Here is a 24,206-nt window from a genome sequence, read left to right on the forward strand (position 1 = left end):
TTTAGTTTGGCGATTTTAGTGGTAAAAAAAAGACTTTTATTCCACATAGACAATGGGTGAGACTACTTCTCCTCATTGTCTTGAAAAATACACCTCCTTTTTTCATCTAAAATTCCATCAGTTGCATTTGTGACTTGAATCTAAGATAGAATAAAACTCTAGGATATCAGGGGGCAAAACAGTAGGTATCGACTATTTTTTAATTTAAAGTGATTTTTTCCTTAATCCGATCTAATGATAATATCAAATTTGTATATTTTTTTAGGCCCAAAAAACTGATATTAATTGATTTAGATTCAAAAATTTCACTCTTGTCTATTTTCTGAAGCCTTATATATTTTCTTAATCCCCAAAGCCCTATTGAAACTTTATAGTTATTGTAAGACTGTCTATCTATAACATACTCTATCGTATTTTTTTTATAATTTAACATTGATACAAATCTTAATATGAAGAATCTTTTGGATGGATTATAGGTTTTAATATTAAGCCTGCCGTTTGATATTTTTGCTTCAAAATAAGCTGGTTTTATAAAATAGTCAAAAATAAAAATTAGCATAGATAGTGTACAAATAGCCAAACTGAATTCTATTGTGTTATGAAACAAAATTTTATTGTTTGTTTTAGTACTGTAAAGAATAATTCCCAATGAATTATACAGTAAAAAACAGAATCCAAAATACATCCATATGTATATGGAAAAAGCTATTCTATTGTCAATTTTATCATTCATATTTTAGGTGTTTATTATCAAATTTTCTTCTTTATTACATAAGCAGCTTTTTTAGGCCAGATTACATAAGAGTGGAGCTAAGCTAGCTAGCCCTAGACAAGATAAAATTAGCATAATTTTATGACAAAAGATTACAGCCAGAGGGGAAAACCAAAATATACTGTATTGTTCTGTTTTTGAGGAAATTCACTTGTAATGTAACAAAAATGCTTCTTATGGCTATTGTTTCCATTGGTTTAAGAAGTAAATAATATTTATGATGTTCGTATTTTTTTATAAAGATTGCTTGTTTTTTCATACTTTTTTTACTTTTGCCAGCACATTGCTTATCGGAAGTTTTATTGTCTATTTAAGAGACTTATTTTCGTTGAGCTTATTGAACTATTGTCCTGTGGTGTAACTGGCAACACGTCTGATTCTGGTTCAGAAGAGTCTAGGTTCGACCCCTAGCAGGACAACAATAAAGGAACTGCAATAATTGTAGTTCCTTTATTGTTGTGTTTGCAGATTTCAATATGCAATATATTATGAGTACACTACACAAACGCTTCATTCTTGGCAGCTGCCTTTTTATTTCACATTTGAGTGAGCGTTCTTTTTTTTAGTTTCCTTAGTAGCTATTAATATTATTGAAGCAATAAGGATTAGTGAAGAACAGATAAACAACCAAAATTTTGCTGATTCAATACTAATATTGGCAAAATCAAAAGTGAGGATGTTTATAAGCATTGCCATTATCACTAATATTGAGGATAAATTACTTTTAATCATAGTTTATAGTTTTTATTGAGTTAGGATAAAATTTAACTTTTGTTGGATTGCATCTTATCTTTTTATAGGACGATGAATCAAGTTCATCAAACTTTAAGTTGAGATCATTGGGTAGACCTGATTTATTCCATTTTAGAGCATTAATAAATACAATTTTATATTTCCATTTCATACAGTCTGTTTTTTATTTTGTTCATCTAAGATAATAGAATGATATACATAACACTTGGAAATGTTTAGTTCGATTATTCTCCTTCTTCAAGTTCGAAGATATCACCAACAGGTGTTTTGAAATAGCGTGCCATTTTAAGTGCCAGTAGAGTAGACGGAACAAATTTACCTTTCTCTATGGCATTTATGGTTTGGCGCGAGACACCTATCTTCTCAGCAAGCGTGGCTTGAGTGATATCCTTTTTTGCTCGTTCAACCTTTAGGTAGTTTTTCATAAGTTTTAATCTTCAGATTCTATTTTTGGATTGAATTTCCAATCCTTATTGTACTTATAAATGATGACATAAACGATGAGCTGCATCTGTAAAATATAAATACCTTCAAATTGATAATCTCTAAATAGGCTGATTAAGCCATATATCAGCCAAGTTGTTATTAAGGCTTGAAGGATCGATTTTAATCTTATCTGTTGAATATATTCGTCATTAATTTTTTCTTTAGAGAATAGATATGCGAGAAATCCTGTTATGGAAAAGAACAAACTAATGATGATATACATATCGTATACTTCTTTTGTCAAATTTGGGTTGATGTTAGGATTTGGGTGTGTAATTTCGGGTTTCCCTGCTAATCCTCGTGCAAAATTACTGCCTTCAGTAAAACTTTTAATGAAAGATTCGTTGTGTACATCTATTTCTCCAATAAATGAGAAGACAATGGCTATGAATACCAATAGAATTCCAATTGTTTTAAAGTAGTGAGGTAAGTATGTTTTCATAATTTATGTATTTTATGATTTTCAATAATTATCATGTTTTCGTGAATAATATATTGTCTAGTCTTCCAATGCTATTTCTTCATCTGAAAGTTCTTTGTTTTTATTATATCTGAATATAATAACATAAGCAATGAGTTGCATTTGTAAAATATAGATACCATCCATTGGAATAATGAATGAAAATAATTTTGCAATACCATATATAATCCATGAGATCAAAAAAGCTTGAAGAATGGATTTTAATCTTATTTGTTGAATATATTCATCATCGATTTTTTCTTTTGAAAAGAGATAAATTATAAATCCAGAAATTGAAAAGAGAAGACTAATCCAAGTAAATGTATTCTCTTCTGCATCAGTAAAATATGATTCTACAATAACTTCCGGATGAAGTTCAGGATTATTTTTAAGTTCATCATAGCTATATTCGACATCATTATAACTGTTAGAAAAGCCTTGTCTAAAATCATCTACTCCAGCCAAACATGATAAAATAGCGGCAATGATTACAAGTAGGATTCCAATTCGTTTAAAATAATGTGGTAAGTATGTTTTCATAATTTAAATGTTTTATGATTTTCAATAATTATCATGTTTTCGTGAATCATATATTGTCTAGTCTTCCAATGCTACTGCTTCTTATGAAAGTTCCTTGTCTTTATTATATTTGAATATGATAACATAAACGATGAGTTGCAGCTGAAGTATATAAATACCTTCAAATTGATAGTCCTTAAATATTAGTTTGATTAAGCCATATGTCAACCAAGTTGTTATTAAGGCTTGAAGGATCGATTTTAATCTTATCTGTTGAATATATTCATCATCAATTTTTTCTTTAGAGAACAGATATAAGATAAATCCTGTTATGGAAAAGAATAAACTGATCATGATATATATATCAGATTCTTTTTTTGTTAGATAAGGTTTTATGTCTACATCTTTTGGTGTTGTTAATTCTGTTTGTCCGTATAATTCTTGTGAAGATTTACTCCCTTCTGCAACGCCTTTCATGAAAGCTTGTCTGCTATTATCTATTCCTCCAATAAATGATAAGACAATGGCTATAAATACAAATAGAATTCCAATTGTTTTAAAGTAGTGTGGTAAGTATGTTTTCATAATTTATGTGTAAGTGTGATTATGTATTTGTTAATTACTATTCAAAAGTAAACTAAACTTTACAAATAGACAATAATAAGCGTCAAAAAGAATCGTTTATATGACTATTGTCTTACCAATCATAAAACAAATATTTTACTGAAAGTATGATGAATAGTTGTTAAGAAGTTCCTAAAAGGGTATGAATACTTTGAAAATTGTGATGCTTGTTTTATTTTAGATTAATTAAAAACAAGTGATATGGGACGACTAATATTAATACCTTTATTATTGATGGTATCGGTAATAACAAACGGACAGACGGTGATGAAAGAAGGCAACTATAATAAATTGAATGATCTTGAGAAGCAGGTGATCTTGAAAAAAGGGACTGAATATCCACATACGGGAGAATATGTTAATCACAATGAAGAAGGCGTATATGTTTGTAAGCAATGCAACTTGCCTTTATATAGATCGGGCGATAAGTTCGATTCGCATTGTGGCTGGCCAAGTTTCGATGATGAAATTGAAGGTGCTGTAACGCACTTACCTGATGCTGATGGGAGAAGAACTGAGATTGTTTGTTCCAATTGCAAAGGGCATTTAGGTCACGTTTTTAAAAATGAGGGTTATACTGAAAAGAATACAAGGCATTGTGTGAATTCTGTTTCGTTAAGTTTTATACCGGAAACAGAAAATAAAAAATAGGGTAATTTATTTTGCGATTATGAGATTCTGAAACATTCCGATGACTATCGGAATCAGGATGACGTCTCTATTTAATCAGCGTCTAAAACACTTATTTTGGCGCAGATTTTAAAGATCGAACATGATCTATGTGTAAGGCCTGAATATATATATTAAAATCATAAAACATCATATTTGATCAGCGTCTTAAGCAAAAAAATAAGGGCAGTTGAATTCATTAAATTGAAATCAATTGCCCTTTGTCTTTTATGAAATATAGCGTAAATGCTTAAATAGCTTGTGTTTTAGCTTTTAACCAAACTTGATGTTTTTCGTCAAGTAGGGGAGAAAGACTATCATATACTTTTTGGTGATAATTATTTAACCAGTTTTTCTCCATTTCATTTAATAAATCAATATCTAAAGCTTTTGTGTCGAACGGGAAAAGAGTGAGTGTTTCAAACTCTAAAAATTGACCAAACTCAGTACTAAATTTCTCCTTACAAAGAATTAAGTTTTCATGACGAATGCCGTATCGACCTTCTTTGTAAAATCCTGGTTCGTTAGAGGTAATCATGCCAGGTAAAATAGCTTGCTCGTTTAAATTTTGACGGATACTCTGTGGCCCTTCGTGTACATTAAGAAAACATCCAACGCCATGACCTGTGCCATGTCCATAATCCTTGCCATGCATCCAAAGTGCTTGTCGAGCTAAAATATCTATATTGCAACCACGAGTTCCCTTTGGAAAAACAGCCAAACTCATTTGAATCATTCCCTTCAAAACTAACGTGGAATCAATTTTTTCATCTTTCGTTAGTTCTCCAAGAGATGTTGTTCGTGTGATATCGGTTGTACCATTCATGTATTGTCCACCCGAATCGATAAGAAGTAAACCTTCAGCCTTTAATTCACAATCGGACTCTACGGTTGTAGAATAGTGAGGAGAGGCTCCATGATCTTTGTAAGCCACAATGCTGCCAAAACTCTCACTTACAAAATTCTTTTGTTGTGATCTATAATATCTTAGTTTATCATTTACTGTAAATTCAGTGATTTTTGTTTTACCAAGGTTTTCATCAAGCCAACAGAAAAATTTTGTGAGTGCTACGCCATCTTCAATCATAGCTTCTTTTGTGCCCTTGATTTCAGTTGCGTTTTTTAGACTTTTTAATAGTTGAGAAGGGTTTTCTCTTTTAATAATATTAGCCCTAATTGAATCGTATATTTTTAAATTGCTGCGATTAATGTCGAGGAGTACATTTTCAGAACCAGATAATTCTTCCAAATCGTCACATATGTTTTTATAATCGGTGGTAATAATATCATCTTGTTTAAGGTTCTGGATGAGTTGGTTGTCAAGTTTTGATTGATCTAAATATAAACAACATGTTTCTTTGTTGATTAAAGCATAAGCAATAGCAACTGGGTTGAAATCAATATCCTGACCTCTAAGGTTAAATACCCATGCTATATCATCTAGACTTCCTATAAAGTGATGGGTTGCATCAAGTTTGTGCATTATGTCACGAATACTAGCTAGTTTTTCTTTACGCGATTTACCTGCAAATTCCACAGCATGTTCAAATATTTTGTTTTTTGGAAGGGAAGGTCTGTCGGTCCAAATTACATTAATTAGATCTTCTTCATCACAGGTATGGATAGATAAATTAGCTAGTGCGTTTTTTAACTCTTTAGCTTGGGCAATTGAGAAGCAAGTTCCATTAAAGCCAATATTAGCTTCCAATTCTAATTCTGAAAGTAACCATTGATAGTGAGTTGGAACACCTGGTGTTCCCATTTTAAAAAGTTCGATACCACTACCTTCAAGTTGTTTTTCAGCTTGTAAAAAATAACGTGAATCGGTCCACAGTCCTGCTTTCTTATTTGTAATAACAACTGTTCCTGCAGATCCTGTAAAGCCAGATATCCACTGACGTGATTTCCAATGTTCAGGAACATATTCGCTCATATGAGGATCTGAACTTGTAATAATGTAAGCGTCAATTTCTTTTTCTTCCATCAGCGAACGTAAAGCATTCACTCTTTCAAAAATGGTCATAGTTAGGTTTTGTTATTGTTTATTTGCTAAAAATACGATTAAAGAGAAATTTGACACTAATAATTAGTAGAAAATTTTAATCAACACGTCATTTTTTATCGTTAAAGAGAAGATCTGTGAATATATAACAAAAAATCCCTCTTTCATATTTTGAAAGAGGGATGTGTATTGATTGTGTGAATCTATTTCAAACTGATATTTCCATATTCACTATTAACGTGAATTTTTGACTCAGGAGAACTTGAATTCCCAACTAGAACTTGAATTTTCGATTCGGAATTATTTTTTTCTTCTGTTATAACTTGTGAATTGTCAGGATAACTAATACCGCAATATTTAGTTCTAGCCTCTAGCATATATGATGCGCCATCGGCAATTGTTATACGACTAGGTACATATTGATTGTCAATATTAATAGTCTCAAAGTCTGAAGCTACATTTTCAACTTTACAATTGCCATAACGTAAGTTTAAATCAAGATTTCGACTTACATTATCAATTTTAATATCGGAATATTGTCCTTTGCTAATGAGTACTGATTCCGTATTTATAATATCGAAAGCATCATATTTAGAATTGGCAATAAGCGAAATATTATTGTCTAAATGAAGCTTAGAAAATCGGCTTACAACAATTAGAGTCTCACTAGTACCAATATTCATTTTTGAATATTTAAGAGTTAGTTTCGTACGATTACACTCATTAATGGTTGCTTTTGCATAAGAAAGGTTAATGCTGCTTAATGGTTTTTCGTTAGGATATAGAAATTTTTCAGCCAATAAATTACCATAACTTAAATTGATATTTGCTTTTGCTCTAACCGTATTAATGTATATATCACCAAACTTATTGTTTAAAGAAATCTGAATGTATTCAGGCATAAAAACCTCATAGTCTATGCTAAACTTATTTCCTGTCTTAAAGTTTTTTTCCATTTCGGTAAAAGCCATAATGGTTTCACCAATTTGATCAATATTAATTTTGATCCCCTTAAATAAGTTTTCGGCCCTAGCTTCGTTTGACGCATGTGTAGTTATTGTTGCTTTTATAAGGACCGAGTCAACTTCCCAATTTTTAATTTCAATATTACCATATTTATTTTCTATGGTCAGTTGAGATCCTTCTTTAACAGCATACTTTCCATCGAAAGATTTGATATAGTCATCCGAGGCAAATACCTGACTACTTATGCCTATACTTATAAGCAAAAGAAGTGCTGTAAGTTTAAATCTAGTTGTTTTCATTTTAATTGACTTTATAGTAATTGTTATTTTTTCTAAATATTAATCATTCTCACGAGAGTAAAACTTATTGTTTTATTAAATATAGTTGTTGTACTATTCGATTTAAAATATCATTTTTAACTTGAAAATATTCAATTATAGCCTGAATAATACGTTCATCATTTGGGTTTGTTTGTAATTCTTTCTCAAGTTGATTATACATCTCATCCATACTTTCAAGCTCTTTGTTTATGGAGCTTTTGTCGTGATTATCAGTTGTTTTTGTTAGTTGACTGATAATGCTGAGTTGCTTGTCTATATTTATTTTAAAATAGTTTTCTACCTCTTGATATTCGGGAGAGAGTTCACCAAAACTAAATTGTGGTGTTCTTATATCTCGAAACTGATAGCTTGCGAAGCTAGCAGTCATGACAATAGCTATAATAGCTGCAATTTTCATGAGTTCCTTCCATTGCCATCTCGATTTATCGTGATGGGTTTGCAATTTTTGTTGAAACCGGTTGATGTGATCTTCATTGGGTTCTTCACTGTCGAAGTTCTCTCGGTTTTGTTTAATTATATTTTCTATGTCTTTCATTTGATTCTTTTCTTTAACGGGTTTCCCGTATTATTTTCTAATATCTGAATCAATTTCTTTTTTGCTCTATTGTACTGCGATCGTGAAGTAGATGCCGATATGTTTAATATTTCTCCAATTTCTTCATGATCGTAGGCTTCAATTAAATACAGACTTAAAACAATGCGATAGCCTGATGGTAATTGTTTAATGGCTTTTTTTATGTCATCGACACTGTTTTCATTCTCACTATTTTCTTGTGTCTCTTCCTTTTCGCTTAACTGACTTATCGCATCATTGAGTGGGAGACTATCAATTTTATTTTTCTTCAGAAAATCTAAAGCTTTATTTACCACTATTCTTTTAAGCCAAGCTCCAAAACTAACTTCTCCTTTATAGGAGTTAATTTTATCAAATGCTGATAAAAAAGCTTCTTGCATAACATCTTCTGCTTCCTGAGTGTTGTTTATAATCCGAAAACAAGAGTTGTACATGGCTTTATAATACAATCTATAAATCTCAAATTGAGACTTAGCATTGCCATGCCTACAAGCATCGATTAAATCCTGATGTATGTTTTGGTAATTTGAGCCCATTAACAATTTTCTAATCTAATGACGAGTCTATAATTGAAGTGTTGCACGTTTCTACAAAAACCTTGCGATTTTTTTGATTAGATAAATATCGGAAAATATAATTAGATGTTCAGTTATTATACAAAAATCCTGATCCATTTATTAAATAGATCAGGATTAGTATTTTATACGAGTCGTATTACTTATTCAGCACCATCGAATATGATGTTGTAATTATTCCAAAAGTTTTTATTGTAATCCATATTTTCGTAGTATGCCCTATTTTCAATTACTTCTGGTCGAGTTGTAATGATTTTTGTAATTAACATCTCAGCATTCATGTTAAGCTTTTTCTTTTCGCCAGTGGTTTTATTTTCTAATTCATGATGACGTTTGTAGTCTACATAACTTAAGTAGTAGTAGCCAAAATGTTCTTTATAAGTTGAGCTAAAATCGTACTCAATTTTAATGGGTTTCCATTCCTGACGTTTTGGATTCACGTAAAAACTTCGTCCTTGAGGAGAGTAGTTGCTGGCTTCAACATGTGTTTCGTTCTTAATAACTGCAAAATCTTTTAGTTTGATATAGATTTTACCTGAGTAAGATGTTGCATAATAATCGCTCGTATTACTCAATATTGGTCTCTTGCTTTTGTAAGCGATAACCCAAATCGAATCATTCTCATATTCAGTAACTCTATCAAGTTTTAAATCGTAGAAGTTAAGGTGATTTTTATTCAGAATATTACCTCGACTTCGAACAATATCCATTTCAAGTAATTCATCTAAGTATGTTGATCCATCAGCTAAGGAGTTGTTTTCGAAGTTTTTTCTTACTTGTAAAAATCGATATGAGCGCTCCTTGAATACTTGATAGGCATTTTCACGAACATAGCCTTTGTTATCATAGATACGAATTGCAGCTTCTCGTTTACGTTTAAGTATATCATTTTCCGATTTTTCTGCACGGTAGTATATGTCGTAATTAAAGGGTGTTTGTAAGTAGTTATCTGGAATATGGTCGATAGCATTTTTTAGCATCTTAACTAAAACTAAAGATTGAGCATTAACTTCAACCTCCGCAATTTTATAGTTTACTGGTTTCAGCTGTATACGAAGTGTATCAACTGCCGCACATGCTTCTATACTTGAGTTATAAGTTGTGAAACCAACTGCAGAGATTTGAATGTTCTTGTCAGCATATTCTCCTGGTATTTTAAGCTCAAAATAGCCATCGAAATTTGATGCTGCTCCAATATAAGTATCTTTCACACCAATATTGGCAAAGGGAATAGCCTTTTGATTTATTTCATTGGTAAGTTGTCCAATAATTCGAATTGTTTTTTGTTCTTTCTCTTGTGCTCGAATGCTTCCAGTCACTGAGGTGAAAATGAATAATGCGAAAATGAGTTTTTTAATCATATTGTTTTAAATCGAAGGATGAGTCAATTTTATTAATTTCTGTTTAAATTCTTAATAGTAGATAACAATAATTCTGCCAAAAATAGATTAAAAGCTAAATTAGTTATTTTCTAAATGATGCAGGAATAATTTATAGAAAGAAATTGTAAGGCTGATCTTTATTAAGTTTATTTAACTTGTTATTGTATACATATAAATTGTAAATTGCACGAAATAAAGTGTTGTGAACCTTATTATCTGAAAACATCTTACATTATGAATAAAAAATTACTTTTATCAATTATGCCACTGATACTTGTATCTTGTGTGGTTTCGAAACGTAAATATGAAGAACTTGATTACGCTAAACGTAAGAGTGATGCTCAAGTTAGAAAGCTAGGGAAAGATAATAAAACTCTAGATTCTAAGTTGAATAAAACTTTAGCTGAATATAACGAGATGAAAAATAGTATGGCTGAAAGTAACGCTCAGAAAGATGTTGAGATTGATGAATTAAGTTCTGATATTTTTTCAATTGCTTCGGATACAACTAGTTTAAAACTAAAATTGCATGAAACACTTGGTAACTATAAGTTTGCACAAGATCGCAACGCTGAAAATGAAGCAACAATAGCTAAGTTAAATGATCAAATTAAAAATTTAAAATCAGAGTTGTCTCAGCTTAGAAATGACTTAGATGCTAGCCTCAAAGATAAAGAGTGGGAGACTAAAAGGGTAGCTGGTGAAAAATCAAAACTTCAAGAGAAAATTGCTCAGAAGGACAATCAACTAGCTAAGGTTAAAGAGGAGATGGAAGTTGTTAATGGTAAAATTCTATGGTTACGTAAAGTTAAGAAACAAAACGATGCGGAAATTGAGAAATTAACAAACCAAATGAACCTTTATAAAGCAGAATACGAAAAGGCTATTGAAAGAAAATAGTATTTAAGATATAGAACAAAAAAAGCTCCCAATTAGGGAGCTTTTTTTATGATCTAATTTTTTAAGTAATTTTTAAAATCTTGATAAGAATTATTCATTTTTATACTTGATTTTTCTTTCGTTAAACAAGATTTAAGATATTCAGGAATCTCTACTTTTGTATCAATTACCTCTTCTACTATATTGATGAATTTAGCAGGATGAGCTGTTTCTATAAAAACACCTTGTTCATTTTCTGCATCGAGTTCTTTTTTTAATCCAAGATAAGCCACTGCACCATGAGGATCTAGAATATAATTTGAATTTTTATAGACCTTTTTCATAACCTCTTTAGTTTGCTCATCGCTATACGACGCTCCTTTTAGGTCTGCACATATCTTGGGGTGATTTTCTTGATATAAGGTCATCATTCTATCAAAGTTACTTGGTGCGCCTACATCCATGGCATTTGATATACTCTGTATTGAGGCTTTACTTTCGTATTTTCCTGTTTCTAAATAGTCAGGAACAACCTTATTCACATTTGTAGAGGCCACAAATCTTTTAATTGGCAGTCCCATTTGTTTGGCTATTAAACCTGCAGTTAGGTTACCGTAATTACCACTCGGTACTGAAATAACAAGATCTTTGTTTTGTCTTTTCAATTGACCATAGACATAGAAATAGTAGAAACTCTGAGGAATCAAACGTGCAATGTTAATCGAATTTGCCGAGCTTAATTTCATATGTTTATTCAACTCATCATCCTGAAATGCTTTTTTTACAAGAGCTTGGCAATCATCAAAGCTACCATCTATTTCTAGAGCCGTAATATTGTTGCCTAGCGTGGTTAATTGTTGTTCTTGAATTTGACTTACTTTACCAGATGGGTATAAGATAACAACGTCAATATTTTTAATTCCAAGGAATCCGTGAGCCACAGCACTACCTGTGTCTCCTGATGTAGCGGCTAGAATGGTGATTTTTTTATCGCTATTTTCTGCAAAATAACTTAGGCAGCGAGACATAAAACGTGCTCCTACATCTTTAAAGGCGCAGCTAGGTCCATGGAAAAGCTCCAACGAATAAACGTTCGGTTCGATAGAAACTAGAGGAGTAGGGAAGTTTAGCGCATCGTCACATATTTCTTTTAATTTATCCAATGGAATATCATCACCTAGAAAGAGTTTAGAAACTTCAAAGCCAATTTCGGCCAATGATAAATTAGGAAGGTTATCTATAAATGATTTGTCGAGTTTTGGAAGGCTTTCTGGATAGAATAAACCACCATCGGGAGCAAGTCCTTTTACGACAGCATCCTTAAAACTCACAGATATATTTTTGTTGTTTGTACTATAGAATTTCATGTGTTTATAATTTGATTTTAATTTACCACATGGAAGTCGTCATCTTATTTATCTCCTCTGATTTAAAGGATTACAAAAGACTCGTTTCATATTGTAAAATGCTTATTTCAATTAATAGTTGGATTGTTATTCTAATATTCTAACGCCATTGTTGCTTACTTGAGAAACATAAATGAAATAAGGAATTGTGGTTTTAGAAAACACCTTATCCATTGCCGAACTTACTGCTTTAGCTTTATCTTCTCCTTCGCATAAGGCAAATACCGATGGTCCTGATCCTGAAATACTACATCCTAATGCTCCAGCTTTTAATACGGCTTGTTTTAAGTTGTTAAATTCTGGAATTAGAACTTTGCGTTGTTGTTCAACGATATGATCTTCTAGCGAACGCCCAATTAAATTATAATCAGATTGATGTAGGCCTGATATTAAACCTGCTACATTTCCCCACTGACGAATAGCCTTTTTTAGATCAACCTTAGGGGATAATAATTCTCTTGCTTCTTTGGTCTTAATTTCAATTTGAGGATGAATAACGACGCACCATAAATTTTTAGGTGATTCAATTTGAATAACGTCAAGAGGATCGTAGGCTCTAACAATGCAGAATCCACCTAATACGGTTGGTGCGGCATTATCAGCATGAGCATCACCCGAAGCTGCGACCTCACCCTGCATGGCAAAATAAACCAGCTCTTTTCTGCTGTATGGTTTGCCAAGCAATTCGTTTGCAGCTACAACAGCTCCTGCTGCACTTGCCGAACTTGAACCAATGCCACTACCAGGTTTAATGTGCTTTTTAATCTCTATATCAAATCCTTGATTGCTACCTAGATCATCTAATAAGGCTTGAATTGCGACTCCTGCTACATTTTTAGAGGGCTCTGTGGGTAAATTTTCGTAACCTTCTATTGGCTTAATGATCATTTTGTTTAAATCATTCTTGCTTAGAATCATCTCATCACCAATTCCATCAATGGCAAATCCTAGTATATCGAATCCACATCCTACATTGGAAACACTAGCTGGTGCAAATACTTTTACATTTTTATTCATAATTAATATATGTCGAGAGACTTATAAAAGCCTCATATTGGATTATTATTTAGAAGAAATACTTATGATATCGCCGAAAATTCCCGAGGCCGTTACCTCTGCTCCAGCACCAGCACCTTTTATAATCATCGGCTGATCCTTATACCACATAGTGCTCAATGAAACGACGCTGTCTTTCCCGTCGATATTGTATAAAGGATGATCTGCACCAACTGCTTTCATTCCGACACTTGCTTTTCCATTTTTGAAGCTAGCCACATATCTAAAACGAATATTTTGTTCTTTCATTTGTTTTCGCCAATCCTCAAAGAATTCTTTTTTCTCTATAATTCGTTCTATCAACTCTTCCTTAGTTTTAGATTCAAGGCAGTATTCTGGAACCATAGGGACAAGTTCAACATCTTCAGCTTCGAGCTTGTATCCTGACTCGCGAGCTAGAATTAATAGCTTACGAAGTACATCAACACCGTTTAAATCGAGCTTTGGATCAGGTTCGGTAAATCCTTCATCCATTGCAAATTTTAAAGCTTCTTCAAAGCTGTATCCTTCAATAAATTTATTGATAATGTAGTTTAAACTTCCTGAAACGACAGCTTCGATGCTAGTAATCTTATCACCAGTGCTTGTTAGGTAATTTATTGTACTAATAACGGGTAAGCCTGCACCAACATTACTTTCATATCTAAAATCGACATTGTTATTTTTGGCTGTAGCTTTAAGCTGCTTATAGCTTTCATAAGCTGATGAGGCTGCAATTTTATTACAAGCTACAATAGATGTTGTTGTCTTCAAAATTTGCTCGTAGACATCACTTACATCTTGGCTAGCTGTAATATCAACAAAAATCGAATTTCGTAGATTTGAGTTTTCTATATTTTTAATAAACTCTTTTATATCCGCAACTTGACCTTCATTATCGAGTTTGCTTTTCCAATCATTTATTAATTTTTCATCTTTAGCAAAAATCATTTTTCGACTGTTGCTTACAGCTCTAATAATTAGGTTAATTCCATTTTCTTTAGCCAAATGTTCATGTTGGTTTTTAATATGTTCCAAAAGTTTACCTCCAACATTTCCAACACCAGCTATATACAAGTTAATTTTTTTGTAAGTCGATAGGAAAAACTTTTCATGTATAACATTTAATGCTTTTCTAACATCGGTAGTGCGTACCATAAAGGTGATGTTCAGTTCATTACCACCTTGTGCTGTTGCACGAATATTCAATCCATTTTTCCCGAGTATACCAAAGAGCTTTCCTGAAATGCCCGGTGTGTAACCCATGTCTTCACCAACTACGGCAATAATTGATAAATTAGGTTCAACCTTAGGTTTATTTACGTGATTAATAATCATTTCAGCTGTAAATTCATCCTCAATTATACGACAAGCTTTAGAACAATCATTTTCGTGTACAGCTACACTCATGCTATGCTCTGATGATGATTGTGTGATAAGGCTCACATTAATTTTTTGGTTTGCTAGACAAGAAAATAAACGAGCAGCAAAACCACTTATACCAACCATGCCACTACCTGATAGGGTAATAAGGTTGATATTATTTATCGAAGAAAGACCTCTTACGGTTGTTCTTTCTGCTTTGGGTTCTGAGCTTATTAAAGTGCCTTTGGCTTCGGGTTCAAAAGTGTTTTTAATAAGAATATCAATCTTTTTTTGAAGAACAGGTGTTAGTGAAGGTGGATACATAACTTTGGCTCCAAAGTGCGATAGTTCCATGGCTTCTTGAAATGACATTTGCTCAATTGGAATAGCTTGTGAAACCAATCGTGGGTCGGCAGTATACATACCACTTACATCTGTCCATATTTCTAATTGTTTAGCATCAAGTGCGGCCGCTAGTATCGAAGCTGTGTAGTCAGATCCTCCACGTCCCAATAAAGTAGGTTCTCCTTTTTCATTTGAAGCTATAAAACCAGGAAAAACAGCTAGTTTAATTTCATCTTTAATGGCATTTATCCTTTTGTAACTTTCTTCTCGATTTAAGATAATACCTTTGTTTTCATGAGTTTTGATGTACTTTCTAGAATCGTAATATTTTGCATTTAATCCTGATTGTTGAAAATACGACGTTATTAATCGAGATGAGAGTTCTTCACCTAAACCCAGAACTCGGCATTTTATTTTTTCAGGAACATCCTGAAGGATAAAAACACCTTCTAATAGATTTGATAAACTTTCAAATTTATTTTTTAACCAGTTTTGAATTTCTTCATTTAACCCAAGTTCCTGCGATAATGTAGAATGCCTGTTGAGTAAACTTTCAACAGTAAGTTTATACGATTGATCTTGAGATGAAGCTTGTACTAAGCTATTCGCTAATTGATCTGTGACACCACCAAGAGCTGAAACCACTATAATTGCTGGTTTGTTTTTGTCTATTTGGCTAACGATTTGTTTTACTTTATTGAGGCTTTCTGCTTGGGCTACGGAACTACCTCCAAATTTTAGAATTCTCATTTGTATATGTATTGAGTGGATTTATATGGTAAAAAAAAAACCTACAGAATAACTGTAGGCTTTTTATAAAATATTTTGATATTTATTAAGCTTTACGTTATTTCACACGAGAACCTAGGCATCGTAAAAATCGTGCCTGTGGTCATATTCATCGTTGTGCGATATGTAAAGTTCATTTTTTGCATTTTGTTGTTAACAAATATCACGATAAAAATGGAAAAAGCAAGAGTGTGAGCATGTTTTTTTGAATTAGTATGTTTTTGAAGTTAAGAAAAAGGTTCTGAATGATTCGTTATTGTTGAAGATGTTAGGTGTTATTTTGTAACTAAAAGATTTTATGATATGAATGAAATAACTGATCTAAATATCTTGATTTATTAATATGTAATATTTAGTTTTGCATCATGAAAGTATTAATATTAGTTATATTGGCTGGTGCCGCTTTAACACTGCTTCTAACTTATCTTGGTAGATTATTTTTTCCAAAGAAAAATGAAGTGGAGGAGCCTATTCGTGAACCATTGGAAGAATGTTGCGGAGCTCATGAAGTTTGCGAAACGGATTTGCTCATTAAGATGTCTGAAGAAATCATTTATTATGAAGATGAGGATTTGGATGCTTATAAAAATTTTGAAGAAAATGATTATAACGATGATCAAATTGATGAATTTCGAGAAGTCCTTTATAGCTTAAAGGAAAAAGAGATTGAACCATGGATAAGAAGTCTTGAATTAAGATCTATTATTTTACCATCAACCATTAAATCAGAAGTGGTTTTTATGCTCGTGAAATAAATTTTCTGAAGAAAAATAATATCTATAATTCTACTTCAAACGTTTGTTTTCTTTTATAAATAAGCTTAAAGAGTAATTAGTATTTAGATATTGTATTAAAAAAGAGTACTTTAGTACCCGTCGCAGACCTTTAATACAGTAAAAATCAAAAAAATGTTGATTTAAGTTATTAATGGTTACCTTTGCGGCTTCATAAATTATTTGGTAGACGTTCTTTTGTCAGGGGTTTTATTCGTTTAGAATTGAAAATTTTAGTGTGACAGGGGGATTCATGCCATGTCACAATTAAATCATTCGAATGAGTTCATTTGATAACTTAGGTCTATCAAGACCAATTTTGGAAGCCATAACAGAATTAGGCTTCACAACTCCAACAGCTATTCAAGAAAAAGCAATTCCAGTTCTTCTAGAAGGAAGAAGTGATTTTGTCGGTTTAGCACAGACAGGAACGGGAAAAACGGCAGCTTTTGGTTTGCCATTGTTACAATTAATTGAGCCAGATGAAAAAATTCCGCAGGCTCTTATCCTTTCTCCAACACGTGAATTAGGTATTCAAATTGCTGAAGACCTAAAGAAATATTCAAAAAACATTTTGAACTTAAATGTTGTAAATGTTTACGGTGGAGCAAGTATTGACGATCAAATTAGAAAGATTAGAAGAGGAGCACATGTTGTTGTTGCAACTCCTGGTCGTTTATTAGATTTGATTCGACGTAAAGCTGTCAACTTATCAAAAGTAGAATATGTTATTCTTGATGAGGCTGATGAGATGTTGAATATGGGATTTAAGGAGGATATCGATGCCATCCTTTCTACAACATCTGAAAAGAAACTAACTTGGTTGTTCTCTGCAACTATGTCTAGTGAGGTACGTCGTATCTCAAAAAATTACATGACTGATCCTGTTGAGGTAACAGTTGGTTCTGCCAATACAACCAATACAAATATTGAACATCAGTATTATTTGATGAACAATAGAGATCGTTACAATGTATTAAAACGTATTGTTGATTTCTATCCTGATATCTATGGTATTGTTTTCTGTCGTACTCGTAAGGAAACTCAAGAGGTAGCAGAATTGTTAATGAAAGATGGTTACAATGCCGATGCTATTCATGGAGATTTATCTCAAGTTCAGCGTGACAGAGTAATGCGTAATTTCAAAAGTAAATCATTACAAATGCTTGTTGCAACTGATGTTGCTGCTCGTGGTATTGATGTTGATGATTTAACACACGTATTGCACTACAATCTTCCTGATGAGTTAGAATATTATACTCACCGTTCGGGTCGTACAGCTCGGGCTGGGAAAAAAGGTATTTCAATCGCTTTAGTTACACCTCGCGACGAGAGAAAAATAAAAGATTTGTCTCGTAGATTAAAATTAGAATTCCAACAAGTTAAAATTCCTGGTGGAGCAGAGGTTTGTGAACGTCAGCTTTTAAACTTCATGAAACGCGTTATTGACGTAAATATTGAAGAAGAAGCAATTGCTCAATTCTTGCCAGCTATTCATGAAGAGTTGAAAGACCTTGATCGTGATGAGCTTGTTAAGCATATGGTTTCTTTAGAATTTAATAGATTCTGGGAGTACTACAAGAATGCTCAAGACTTAAATATGAGATCTTCTACTCAGAAACGTGTTCGTCAAAATGACGGTGCGGTTAGTACTGAAGATCGTTTATTCATCAATATTGGTCGTAAAGATGGTATTGATGTACCAAGTTTGCTTACATTGATTCATAAGCAGTGTGGTGTTCGTGGTAAAAATGTAGGACGAGTTGATCTTAAAGGTGTCTTTTCATTCTTTGATGTATCTAAAGAATTCACTGAAGAAATTATTAAAGGTTTCGCTGGTGCTGAAGTTGGTGGTAGAGCTGTTCGAATTGAAGTTTCAGGTGATCGTCCAGATTCAGAAGAAAGACCTCGTAGCAATAATCGATCTCGAGGATACTCTAGTGGTGGTGGATCATCTCGTGGTTATTCAGGAGGTGGAAGGTCACGTAGCGCTTCTGGAGACAGATCTCGTAGTGGTTCTGGTGATAGATCTCGTTCAAGAGGTGGTGATGATTCTAGAGATAGAAGAAGAAAACCAGAAGGTGGCGGAAGATCTTTCGACCGTAGAAGAAGAGATTAATTTGTTATTATATTATAAAAAAAAGGGAGCTATTAGCTCCCTTTTTTTATGTCTGTTTTTTGTGAAAGCCAAAAGTAAATTATAAAGTTTGAGAGTGTGAATACTTGAAACAAACTTTCTAAAATATTAGTTAAATTAAGAGACTGATACGAAAATGATTACCAAGTAAAGTTACAAGTATAAGTGCCTATATTTCCAACAGCATCCTTAACTGTTAATTCTAATTGATGCTTCATATTTCTTTTTATTCTAGCTTTATCAAAAGTGTAGAATAGACGATTTTTCTTTTTGTCGAATTCAAACAAAACCCATTTATTATCAATTTTACCTTGATAAGTTTTAATACCCGACAAATTATCTTTAATAGTGAAATCTATAAATTTTAAAGACTTAAGATTTTTGTTCTTATAATTTGTTTTAGTTGTAATAGTTGGTGCTATTGTATCTTGAGAAACGGCATAGTTACCTAGAATTTTTGTTTTAGTCTTCATGTAACCATTAACATAAATTCCTCCTACAGACGAGACCCTTTTATCTTTATTAATTCGGACTACAACTAATTTATCCGATAAGTCTTCATCAATTTTGTTCATCTTTATCGATATACTATAATATTTGTTTAGTCCAACATTCGGTTTGTGTATATGATGTATAGGCGATAGGTAAGTACTGTCTTGGCTTTTCGAATAACAAAATTCAAGATTTGAAAAGAAACAGTCCTTAGGAAATTTTAAATCGATATCTGATCGAGAGAAAAGGTTTTCTTCGTCATATTTAAATAAATTATCATATTTTTTTTCTGGGAATACGATCGAACTTGTATCTCCTGTTACAGTGAATTGAAGTTTAGCTTTATTGTTATAAGAGTCATATACCGATAATTCAATTTTATAATTTTCATCTGTATTAAAATTGTATGATCCATCAGATTTCATGTTTTTATAGAAACTCAATTTGTTATTAGGTTCGATAAAAGCTTTATGAATTTTTCTGTTCGTTTTATAATTGAGTTCATAATCGATATATGAATTGATATAGCTAGTCTCACTATATGAAAATTTATTGAGAGAGAAGTTTGTGACTAATGATTCATTAATTTTTAACTGGAGTTTATTAATACCACATTTTCCCCATGTGTTATTCAGATGATCTTGAGTGTGAATAGCAAAACCTATTCTTCCATGTAGTTTCATTTTGTTTATACCCAAACTGTAAGCGTTTTTGTTTGATGCTTTAGCTTTAAAAACTTGGCGTGTGTTTTTACCATTTACACTGCTGTTTTTATCCAAAGGATAAACGTATAGATTATAAATTTTAGGCGAAATTGTGTCTTCTATTTTTAAACCTAAAAGCATAGGGTTAATAGGTTTTTCACTTTTAGTCTCTCTGACTTCAAAATGAAGATGAGGTCCCATTGAAGATCCTGTATTTCCCGAGTGCGCAATAATATCTCCTTTTTTTATTTTGAATAATTCTTTGTTGTGCGATTCTATTCTACTAAGATCGATATCAATTGCAAATTTCTTTCTTTTATACTGTTGCGATTTGATGTAAGCTTCTATTTTAGGAGAAAATTTACTTAAGTGTGCATATACTGAAGTATAACCATTCGGATGATTAATATATAATGCTTTACCGAATCCAGTTGAAGATACTTTAATGCGACTAATAATGCCGTCGGCAACAGCATAAACCTTTTTGCCGGTTGTAAATGTTCGAATATCTATGCCCGAATGAAAATGGTTGTTTCTTAGTTCAGCAAATGTCCCCGAAAGGGTGATTTTAAAATCAACAGGTGATCTAAAATAGTTTTCAGGTATATTTTGTGCCTGAGATGGTAAAGTGTGAAAAAATATAATTGATAAAAAAAGAAGGATACTTATGTTTATATGCTTTGTTTTCATGCTATTCCAAATTAAGGTGTCAGTTTATGGTGTGTAAATCTACAAAAAAAGTGTTTTTTTTAAACCTCTTAATCGAAAATAGAAAGCAATATTTTTGATTATCTTGGCAGCAATGTTAATTTTGTAGAAGAAAGTTTAAATAATGGAGGTAAAGCCAATTGAAATAGTATCTGAATTACGAAGGCAAATCTCTTGTCTCATTTCCTTGTATCAAGATTTAAAGCTCGAAAAAGAAGACTTAGTTCGTGAAAAAATGAACTTAATTGAGCAAATTGAATCTTTAAGCAAAGAGAACGAGGAATTTAAACATAAGTATGATACTTTAAAATTATCTAAGACTTTTGCTGTGAATGTAGGTGATTCGCAGCAGGCTAAAAATAAAATTAGCCGAATTGTGCGGGAGATTGACAAGTGTATTGCCCTTTTAAACAAATAAAAATTGTTTATGTCTGACGAATTTTTAATTAAAATTAGTGTAGCTGGTCGTCTTTATCCTTTAAATGTTGAAAGGGATAGGGAAGAGATTGTTCGAAAAGCTGCAAAGACTATAAATGAAAAGGTATTGCAATATCAACAGAAATATAAAGATAAAGACATTCAGGATTTTTTAGCTATGGCTTCATTACAGTTTGTAGTGAAAATATTAGAAAATGAAGCTAAAACAGATGTATCTCCAGTTTTAAAAGATCTGGAAGCAATGGAACAAGAGCTGAGTGAGTTTATTAAAGAAGTACAGTAAGACACTTTAAAAGAACAATAACCCGCGTTATTTCTTAGGAGTTTATTATTTCGAATCTTAACAAACCCGTGTTGGGTATGATTAGATTTGTAAATAGGCGTAATTCCAAAGTTGTAGTGCGGGTTATTTATTACATAAAGAAAATTGAGTATTGACTAAACATATAAAATAATGACAGAAATAATAATAGGAGTTATTGCTTTAGTTGGAGGCGGGTTTATATCCTACTTCATATTGCAGCGCGCATTAAAAAGTAGACGCGAAGGCATTATAAGAGATGCTAAAGCTGAAGCAGAGGTTCTCAGAAAAGATAAGATACTACAAGCTAAGGAAAAGTTTTTACAATTAAGAACTGAGCACGAAAAGCAGATTAACACTAAAAATGCTAAACTTTTAGTTGTAGAAAACAGAGTTAAGCAAAAAGAAACTGCTGTTAATCAAAGAGTAGAGGATTTTCAACGTAAGAAAAAAGAAGTTGATTCTATTCGTGAGAACTTAAATGTTCAAATGGAGTTGGTAGAGAGAAAAGAGTTGGAGTTAGAGAAATCAAAACGTCAACAAATTGAGCAGTTGGAGAGAATTTCAGGTTTGTCTGCCGAAGAGGCAAAAAATCAGATTGTGGAATCTTTGAAAGACCAAGCTAAAACGGAGGCTATGTCTTATGTGAACGATATCATGGAAGATGCCAAGATGTCGGCTAATATGGAAGCTAAGAAGATTGTAATTAAAACAATCCAACGTGTTGCTACTGAAACAGCTATTGAGAATTCAGTAACAATTTTCCATATTGAATCTGATGAAATTAAAGGACGTATTATTGGACGTGAAGGTCGAAATATTCGTGCTCTTGAAGCAGCTACTGGTATTGAAATTATTGTAGATGATACACCAGAAGCAATTGTACTTTCAGGTTTTGATCCTGTACGTCGTGAGATTGCTCGTTTAGCTCTTCATCAATTAGTTACTGATGGTCGTATTCATCCTGCTCGTATTGAGGAAGTTGTGAGTAAAACTCGTAAGCAGATTGAAGAAGAAATGGCTGAAATAGGTAAACGCACAGCTATTGATTTAGGTATACATGGTTTGCATCCTGAGTTGATTAGAATGATTGGTAAGATGAAATATCGTTCGTCTTATGGTCAGAACTTATTGCAGCATGCTCGCGAAACAGCTAACCTTTGTGCTATTATGGCAACTGAGCTTGGTTTAAATGCTAAGAAAGCGAAACGTGCAGGTCTTTTACATGATATAGGTAAGGTGCCCGATGATGAGCCAGAATTGCCACACGCAATTTTAGGTATGAAATTGGCTGAGAAATATAAAGAGAAGGCAGATATTTGTAATGCAATTGGAGCTCACCACGACGAAATTGAGATGACAACTTTGCTTGCTCCAATTATTCAAGCTTGTGATGCTATTTCAGGAGCTCGTCCAGGTGCAAGACGTGAAATTGTAGAATCTTATATTAAGCGTTTAAAAGATCTTGAAAATCTTGCTCTTTCGCATCCAGGTGTATTAAAAACATATGCAATTCAAGCTGGTAGAGAGTTAAGAGTTATTGTGGGTAGTGATAAGATTTCTGATAAAGAAGCTGAAACATTATCATTGGATATTGCACAAAAGATTCAAGACGAAATGACATATCCTGGTCAAGTGAAGATTACAGTAATTCGTGAGACTAGAGCTATAAATTACGCAAAATAGAATTTATTTAGATATATAAAATCTCCAACTCTTTAGAGTTGGAGATTTTTTTTTGATTTATTTATTCTTCTTTTGAAGAAGAACATTTAAAAGTTTTTTCAATATTTCGACGTTTCTGTGATTATTTTGCCGTCCGTAGGATAATATTTGATTTTGAATAAGAAGTACAATCATATTCATATTATTCGATGGCTTATAATATTGAGGTAAGTTTTTTAGTTTTTTAAATTTAATGACATGCTCAAGCTGAGTAGCTGATAAAACAGAACCATTGTCAATTGGATTTATATAAAAATAACTTTTTTTCTTTTCTACGAACGAGTCATTCAAGTGTATTTCGCATGATAATATGATGCTATTAGGGAGCCGAATGCCTGTTACAGGAAGTTTTAAGCTTTGAGCAATTCCAGCATAAAGAACACTAGTGATAATGTAGTTTCCCTTTTTTTGTGCGAGAACACTGCTAATATTTCCACCCCAATCTGTTGTCTCTTTAGGAGATAATATCAAGTAATTATGAATGAAGTAAAGAAAGTGATTGAGAATCTTTATTTTATCCAGATAGGTTTCTTGTTCCTTTATTTCAGGTTTTATTTCATCAACTAGCCTTTGAATAGTTGTCTTTATACTGTCTTTTGATAAATGGTAGTTAATACTTTGGTTAATAATAATTGCTCCATCTATTAAGTCTTGCTTAGGCGAATTTTTCCAGCTGATTAATTCCTTTAAAATTGATTTGTAGTGTATTTCATCAATAATTTTGTCTAAGCGTTCCTGAAGAATAACGTTATCAGACTCTAACCAAATGTTTTCCAAATAAGGAATATTTGAGGCTGATAGTTTAGATAATTCTGTAGCTATGTTTATGTAAACATTAGGATCGGCATCGTCTAAAAGTGATATTAAGGCTTGTAGTTTATCTTCGTTCATATTCATTTTTGAGACCTGTTCATACGTAAATATAATAAAACCCACTAAGAAGAACAATTCTTGTGGGTTTTAGAGTTTTCTGATCTCAAAATCTC

General features: G+C 32.3%; 23 protein-coding genes and 1 tRNA gene. 8 read left to right on the forward strand and 16 right to left on the reverse strand.

Annotated elements, in window-relative coordinates; translation table 11 throughout:
- Window positions 1-199: 199 nt before the first annotated feature.
- Window positions 200-733 (reverse strand): hypothetical protein, encoded by a 534-nt coding sequence (locus tag EMN46_RS14120; RefSeq protein ID WP_154201466.1) that lies wholly within the window; start codon window positions 731-733, stop codon window positions 200-202.
- Window positions 734-1,118: 385 nt separating this feature from the next.
- On the opposite strand from EMN46_RS14120, the gene EMN46_RS14125 reads away from it, so the two are divergent.
- Window positions 1,119-1,191: transfer RNA gene (locus EMN46_RS14125), tRNA-Gln, on the forward strand.
- 305 nt (window positions 1,192-1,496) lie between these two features.
- Here the strand turns inward: EMN46_RS14125 and EMN46_RS14130 are convergent.
- The 5 genes from EMN46_RS14130 to EMN46_RS14150 form a co-directional block, all read right to left on the reverse strand.
- Window positions 1,497-1,676 (reverse strand): hypothetical protein, encoded by a 180-nt coding sequence (locus EMN46_RS14130; protein ID WP_154201467.1) that lies wholly within the window; start codon window positions 1,674-1,676, stop codon window positions 1,497-1,499.
- A 73-nt stretch (window positions 1,677-1,749) separates the two neighbouring features.
- Window positions 1,750-1,950: a helix-turn-helix transcriptional regulator gene (locus EMN46_RS14135; protein ID WP_154201468.1), complete on the reverse strand. Its 201-nt coding sequence runs from the start codon at window positions 1,948-1,950 to the stop codon at window positions 1,750-1,752.
- 5 nt (window positions 1,951-1,955) lie between these two features.
- Window positions 1,956-2,453 (reverse strand): hypothetical protein, encoded by a 498-nt coding sequence (locus EMN46_RS14140; protein ID WP_154201469.1) that lies wholly within the window; start codon window positions 2,451-2,453, stop codon window positions 1,956-1,958.
- Between the two features lie 57 nt (window positions 2,454-2,510).
- The gene (locus EMN46_RS14145) at window positions 2,511-3,011 is read right to left on the reverse strand and encodes a hypothetical protein (protein ID WP_154201470.1); all 501 of its coding nucleotides are present in this window, start codon (window positions 3,009-3,011) and stop codon (window positions 2,511-2,513) included.
- Between the two features lie 81 nt (window positions 3,012-3,092).
- The gene (locus tag EMN46_RS14150) at window positions 3,093-3,575 is read right to left on the reverse strand and encodes a hypothetical protein (protein ID WP_154201471.1); all 483 of its coding nucleotides are present in this window, start codon (window positions 3,573-3,575) and stop codon (window positions 3,093-3,095) included.
- A gap of 240 nt (window positions 3,576-3,815) precedes the next feature.
- On the opposite strand from EMN46_RS14150, the gene EMN46_RS14155 reads away from it, so the two are divergent.
- On the forward strand, window positions 3,816-4,265 hold the full coding sequence (locus EMN46_RS14155) for a methionine-R-sulfoxide reductase (RefSeq protein WP_154201472.1): 450 nt from the start codon (window positions 3,816-3,818) through the stop codon (window positions 4,263-4,265).
- A gap of 268 nt (window positions 4,266-4,533) precedes the next feature.
- Here the strand turns inward: EMN46_RS14155 and EMN46_RS14160 are convergent, their stop codons facing one another.
- The 5 genes from EMN46_RS14160 to EMN46_RS14180 all read right to left on the reverse strand — a co-directional run bounded on the left by EMN46_RS14160 (window position 4,534) and on the right by EMN46_RS14180 (window position 10,102).
- Window positions 4,534-6,306 carry an aminopeptidase P family protein gene (locus tag EMN46_RS14160; protein WP_154201473.1) on the reverse strand — a complete coding sequence of 591 codons (1,773 nt, stop codon included), beginning with the start codon at window positions 6,304-6,306 and terminating at the stop codon, window positions 4,534-4,536.
- 182 nt (window positions 6,307-6,488) lie between these two features.
- Window positions 6,489-7,550: a hypothetical protein gene (locus EMN46_RS14165; RefSeq protein WP_154201474.1), complete on the reverse strand. Its 1,062-nt coding sequence runs from the start codon at window positions 7,548-7,550 to the stop codon at window positions 6,489-6,491.
- Between the two features lie 64 nt (window positions 7,551-7,614).
- Complete coding sequence (locus EMN46_RS14170) at window positions 7,615-8,127, reverse strand: hypothetical protein (protein ID WP_154201475.1); 513 nt, start codon at window positions 8,125-8,127, stop codon at window positions 7,615-7,617.
- Window positions 8,124-8,702 (reverse strand): RNA polymerase sigma factor, encoded by a 579-nt coding sequence (locus EMN46_RS14175; protein WP_154201476.1) that lies wholly within the window; start codon window positions 8,700-8,702, stop codon window positions 8,124-8,126. The genes EMN46_RS14170 and EMN46_RS14175 overlap by 4 nt, the downstream gene beginning before the upstream one ends.
- Window positions 8,703-8,884: 182 nt before the next feature.
- Window positions 8,885-10,102, reverse strand: a complete 1,218-nt coding sequence (locus EMN46_RS14180; RefSeq protein ID WP_154201477.1) for a carboxypeptidase-like regulatory domain-containing protein — start codon at window positions 10,100-10,102, stop codon at window positions 8,885-8,887.
- A gap of 255 nt (window positions 10,103-10,357) precedes the next feature.
- Here EMN46_RS14180 and EMN46_RS14185 point away from each other — a divergent pair, with 255 nt between their 5' ends.
- On the forward strand, window positions 10,358-11,023 hold the full coding sequence (locus EMN46_RS14185; protein WP_154201478.1) for a hypothetical protein: 666 nt from the start codon (window positions 10,358-10,360) through the stop codon (window positions 11,021-11,023).
- A 53-nt stretch (window positions 11,024-11,076) separates the two neighbouring features.
- Here the strand turns inward: EMN46_RS14185 and thrC are convergent, their stop codons facing one another.
- From thrC to thrA, 3 genes are all read right to left on the reverse strand, one after another.
- The gene (gene thrC, locus EMN46_RS14190) at window positions 11,077-12,369 is read right to left on the reverse strand and encodes a threonine synthase (protein WP_154201479.1); all 1,293 of its coding nucleotides are present in this window, start codon (window positions 12,367-12,369) and stop codon (window positions 11,077-11,079) included.
- Window positions 12,370-12,495: 126 nt separating this feature from the next.
- Window positions 12,496-13,425 carry a homoserine kinase gene (locus EMN46_RS14195; RefSeq protein ID WP_154201480.1) on the reverse strand — a complete coding sequence of 310 codons (930 nt, stop codon included), beginning with the start codon at window positions 13,423-13,425 and terminating at the stop codon, window positions 12,496-12,498.
- A gap of 45 nt (window positions 13,426-13,470) precedes the next feature.
- Entirely contained in the window at window positions 13,471-15,903 is a 2,433-nt protein-coding gene (gene thrA, locus EMN46_RS14200) for a bifunctional aspartate kinase/homoserine dehydrogenase I (protein WP_154201481.1), read from the reverse strand.
- 404 nt (window positions 15,904-16,307) lie between these two features.
- Between thrA and EMN46_RS14205 the strand changes: the two genes are divergently transcribed.
- Entirely contained in the window at window positions 16,308-16,697 is a 390-nt protein-coding gene (locus EMN46_RS14205) for a hypothetical protein (protein WP_154201482.1), read from the forward strand.
- Between the two features lie 298 nt (window positions 16,698-16,995).
- The gene (locus tag EMN46_RS14210) at window positions 16,996-18,834 is read left to right on the forward strand and encodes a DEAD/DEAH box helicase (protein ID WP_154201483.1); all 1,839 of its coding nucleotides are present in this window, start codon (window positions 16,996-16,998) and stop codon (window positions 18,832-18,834) included.
- 158 nt (window positions 18,835-18,992) lie between these two features.
- Here the strand turns inward: EMN46_RS14210 and EMN46_RS20300 are convergent, their stop codons facing one another.
- Window positions 18,993-20,738 carry a M23 family metallopeptidase gene (locus EMN46_RS20300; protein WP_154201484.1) on the reverse strand — a complete coding sequence of 582 codons (1,746 nt, stop codon included), beginning with the start codon at window positions 20,736-20,738 and terminating at the stop codon, window positions 18,993-18,995.
- Window positions 20,739-20,880: 142 nt separating this feature from the next.
- Between EMN46_RS20300 and EMN46_RS14220 the strand changes: the two genes are divergently transcribed.
- The 3 genes from EMN46_RS14220 to rny all read left to right on the forward strand — a co-directional run bounded on the left by EMN46_RS14220 (window position 20,881) and on the right by rny (window position 23,181).
- Window positions 20,881-21,174, forward strand: a complete 294-nt coding sequence (locus tag EMN46_RS14220; protein ID WP_154201485.1) for a hypothetical protein — start codon at window positions 20,881-20,883, stop codon at window positions 21,172-21,174.
- A gap of 9 nt (window positions 21,175-21,183) precedes the next feature.
- Complete coding sequence (locus tag EMN46_RS14225; protein WP_154201486.1) at window positions 21,184-21,477, forward strand: cell division protein ZapA; 294 nt, start codon at window positions 21,184-21,186, stop codon at window positions 21,475-21,477.
- Window positions 21,478-21,648: 171 nt separating this feature from the next.
- Window positions 21,649-23,181, forward strand: coding sequence for a ribonuclease Y (rny, locus tag EMN46_RS14230; protein WP_154201487.1), 1,533 nt, complete (start codon window positions 21,649-21,651; stop codon window positions 23,179-23,181).
- Window positions 23,182-23,238: 57 nt separating this feature from the next.
- On the opposite strand, the gene EMN46_RS14235 is transcribed toward rny, so the two are convergent.
- Window positions 23,239-24,111, reverse strand: a complete 873-nt coding sequence (locus tag EMN46_RS14235; RefSeq protein ID WP_195715280.1) for a transglutaminase family protein — start codon at window positions 24,109-24,111, stop codon at window positions 23,239-23,241.
- Window positions 24,112-24,206: the final 95 nt, after the last annotated feature.

Origin of the sequence: Ancylomarina sp. 16SWW S1-10-2 (assembly GCF_009669305.1) — a bacterium.
Lineage (GTDB): Bacteria > Bacteroidota > Bacteroidia > Bacteroidales > Marinifilaceae > Ancylomarina.

Coding starts and splice junctions, on each gene's coding strand:
- EMN46_RS14120 (WP_154201466.1), bottom strand. CDS start 733: ATGAATGATAAAATTGACAATAGAATAGCTTTTTCCATATACATATGG.
- EMN46_RS14130 (WP_154201467.1), bottom strand. CDS start 1,676: ATGAAATGGAAATATAAAATTGTATTTATTAATGCTCTAAAATGGAAT.
- EMN46_RS14135 (WP_154201468.1), bottom strand. CDS start 1,950: ATGAAAAACTACCTAAAGGTTGAACGAGCAAAAAAGGATATCACTCAA.
- EMN46_RS14140 (WP_154201469.1), bottom strand. CDS start 2,453: ATGAAAACATACTTACCTCACTACTTTAAAACAATTGGAATTCTATTG.
- EMN46_RS14145 (WP_154201470.1), bottom strand. CDS start 3,011: ATGAAAACATACTTACCACATTATTTTAAACGAATTGGAATCCTACTT.
- EMN46_RS14150 (WP_154201471.1), bottom strand. CDS start 3,575: ATGAAAACATACTTACCACACTACTTTAAAACAATTGGAATTCTATTT.
- EMN46_RS14155 (WP_154201472.1), top strand. CDS start 3,816: ATGGGACGACTAATATTAATACCTTTATTATTGATGGTATCGGTAATA.
- EMN46_RS14160 (WP_154201473.1), bottom strand. CDS start 6,306: ATGACCATTTTTGAAAGAGTGAATGCTTTACGTTCGCTGATGGAAGAA.
- EMN46_RS14165 (WP_154201474.1), bottom strand. CDS start 7,550: ATGAAAACAACTAGATTTAAACTTACAGCACTTCTTTTGCTTATAAGT.
- EMN46_RS14170 (WP_154201475.1), bottom strand. CDS start 8,127: ATGAAAGACATAGAAAATATAATTAAACAAAACCGAGAGAACTTCGAC.
- EMN46_RS14175 (WP_154201476.1), bottom strand. CDS start 8,702: ATGGGCTCAAATTACCAAAACATACATCAGGATTTAATCGATGCTTGT.
- EMN46_RS14180 (WP_154201477.1), bottom strand. CDS start 10,102: ATGATTAAAAAACTCATTTTCGCATTATTCATTTTCACCTCAGTGACT.
- EMN46_RS14185 (WP_154201478.1), top strand. CDS start 10,358: ATGAATAAAAAATTACTTTTATCAATTATGCCACTGATACTTGTATCT.
- thrC (WP_154201479.1), bottom strand. CDS start 12,369: ATGAAATTCTATAGTACAAACAACAAAAATATATCTGTGAGTTTTAAG.
- EMN46_RS14195 (WP_154201480.1), bottom strand. CDS start 13,425: ATGAATAAAAATGTAAAAGTATTTGCACCAGCTAGTGTTTCCAATGTA.
- thrA (WP_154201481.1), bottom strand. CDS start 15,903: ATGAGAATTCTAAAATTTGGAGGTAGTTCCGTAGCCCAAGCAGAAAGC.
- EMN46_RS14205 (WP_154201482.1), top strand. CDS start 16,308: ATGAAAGTATTAATATTAGTTATATTGGCTGGTGCCGCTTTAACACTG.
- EMN46_RS14210 (WP_154201483.1), top strand. CDS start 16,996: ATGAGTTCATTTGATAACTTAGGTCTATCAAGACCAATTTTGGAAGCC.
- EMN46_RS20300 (WP_154201484.1), bottom strand. CDS start 20,738: ATGAAAACAAAGCATATAAACATAAGTATCCTTCTTTTTTTATCAATT.
- EMN46_RS14220 (WP_154201485.1), top strand. CDS start 20,881: ATGGAGGTAAAGCCAATTGAAATAGTATCTGAATTACGAAGGCAAATC.
- EMN46_RS14225 (WP_154201486.1), top strand. CDS start 21,184: ATGTCTGACGAATTTTTAATTAAAATTAGTGTAGCTGGTCGTCTTTAT.
- rny (WP_154201487.1), top strand. CDS start 21,649: ATGACAGAAATAATAATAGGAGTTATTGCTTTAGTTGGAGGCGGGTTT.
- EMN46_RS14235 (WP_195715280.1), bottom strand. CDS start 24,111: ATGAACGAAGATAAACTACAAGCCTTAATATCACTTTTAGACGATGCC.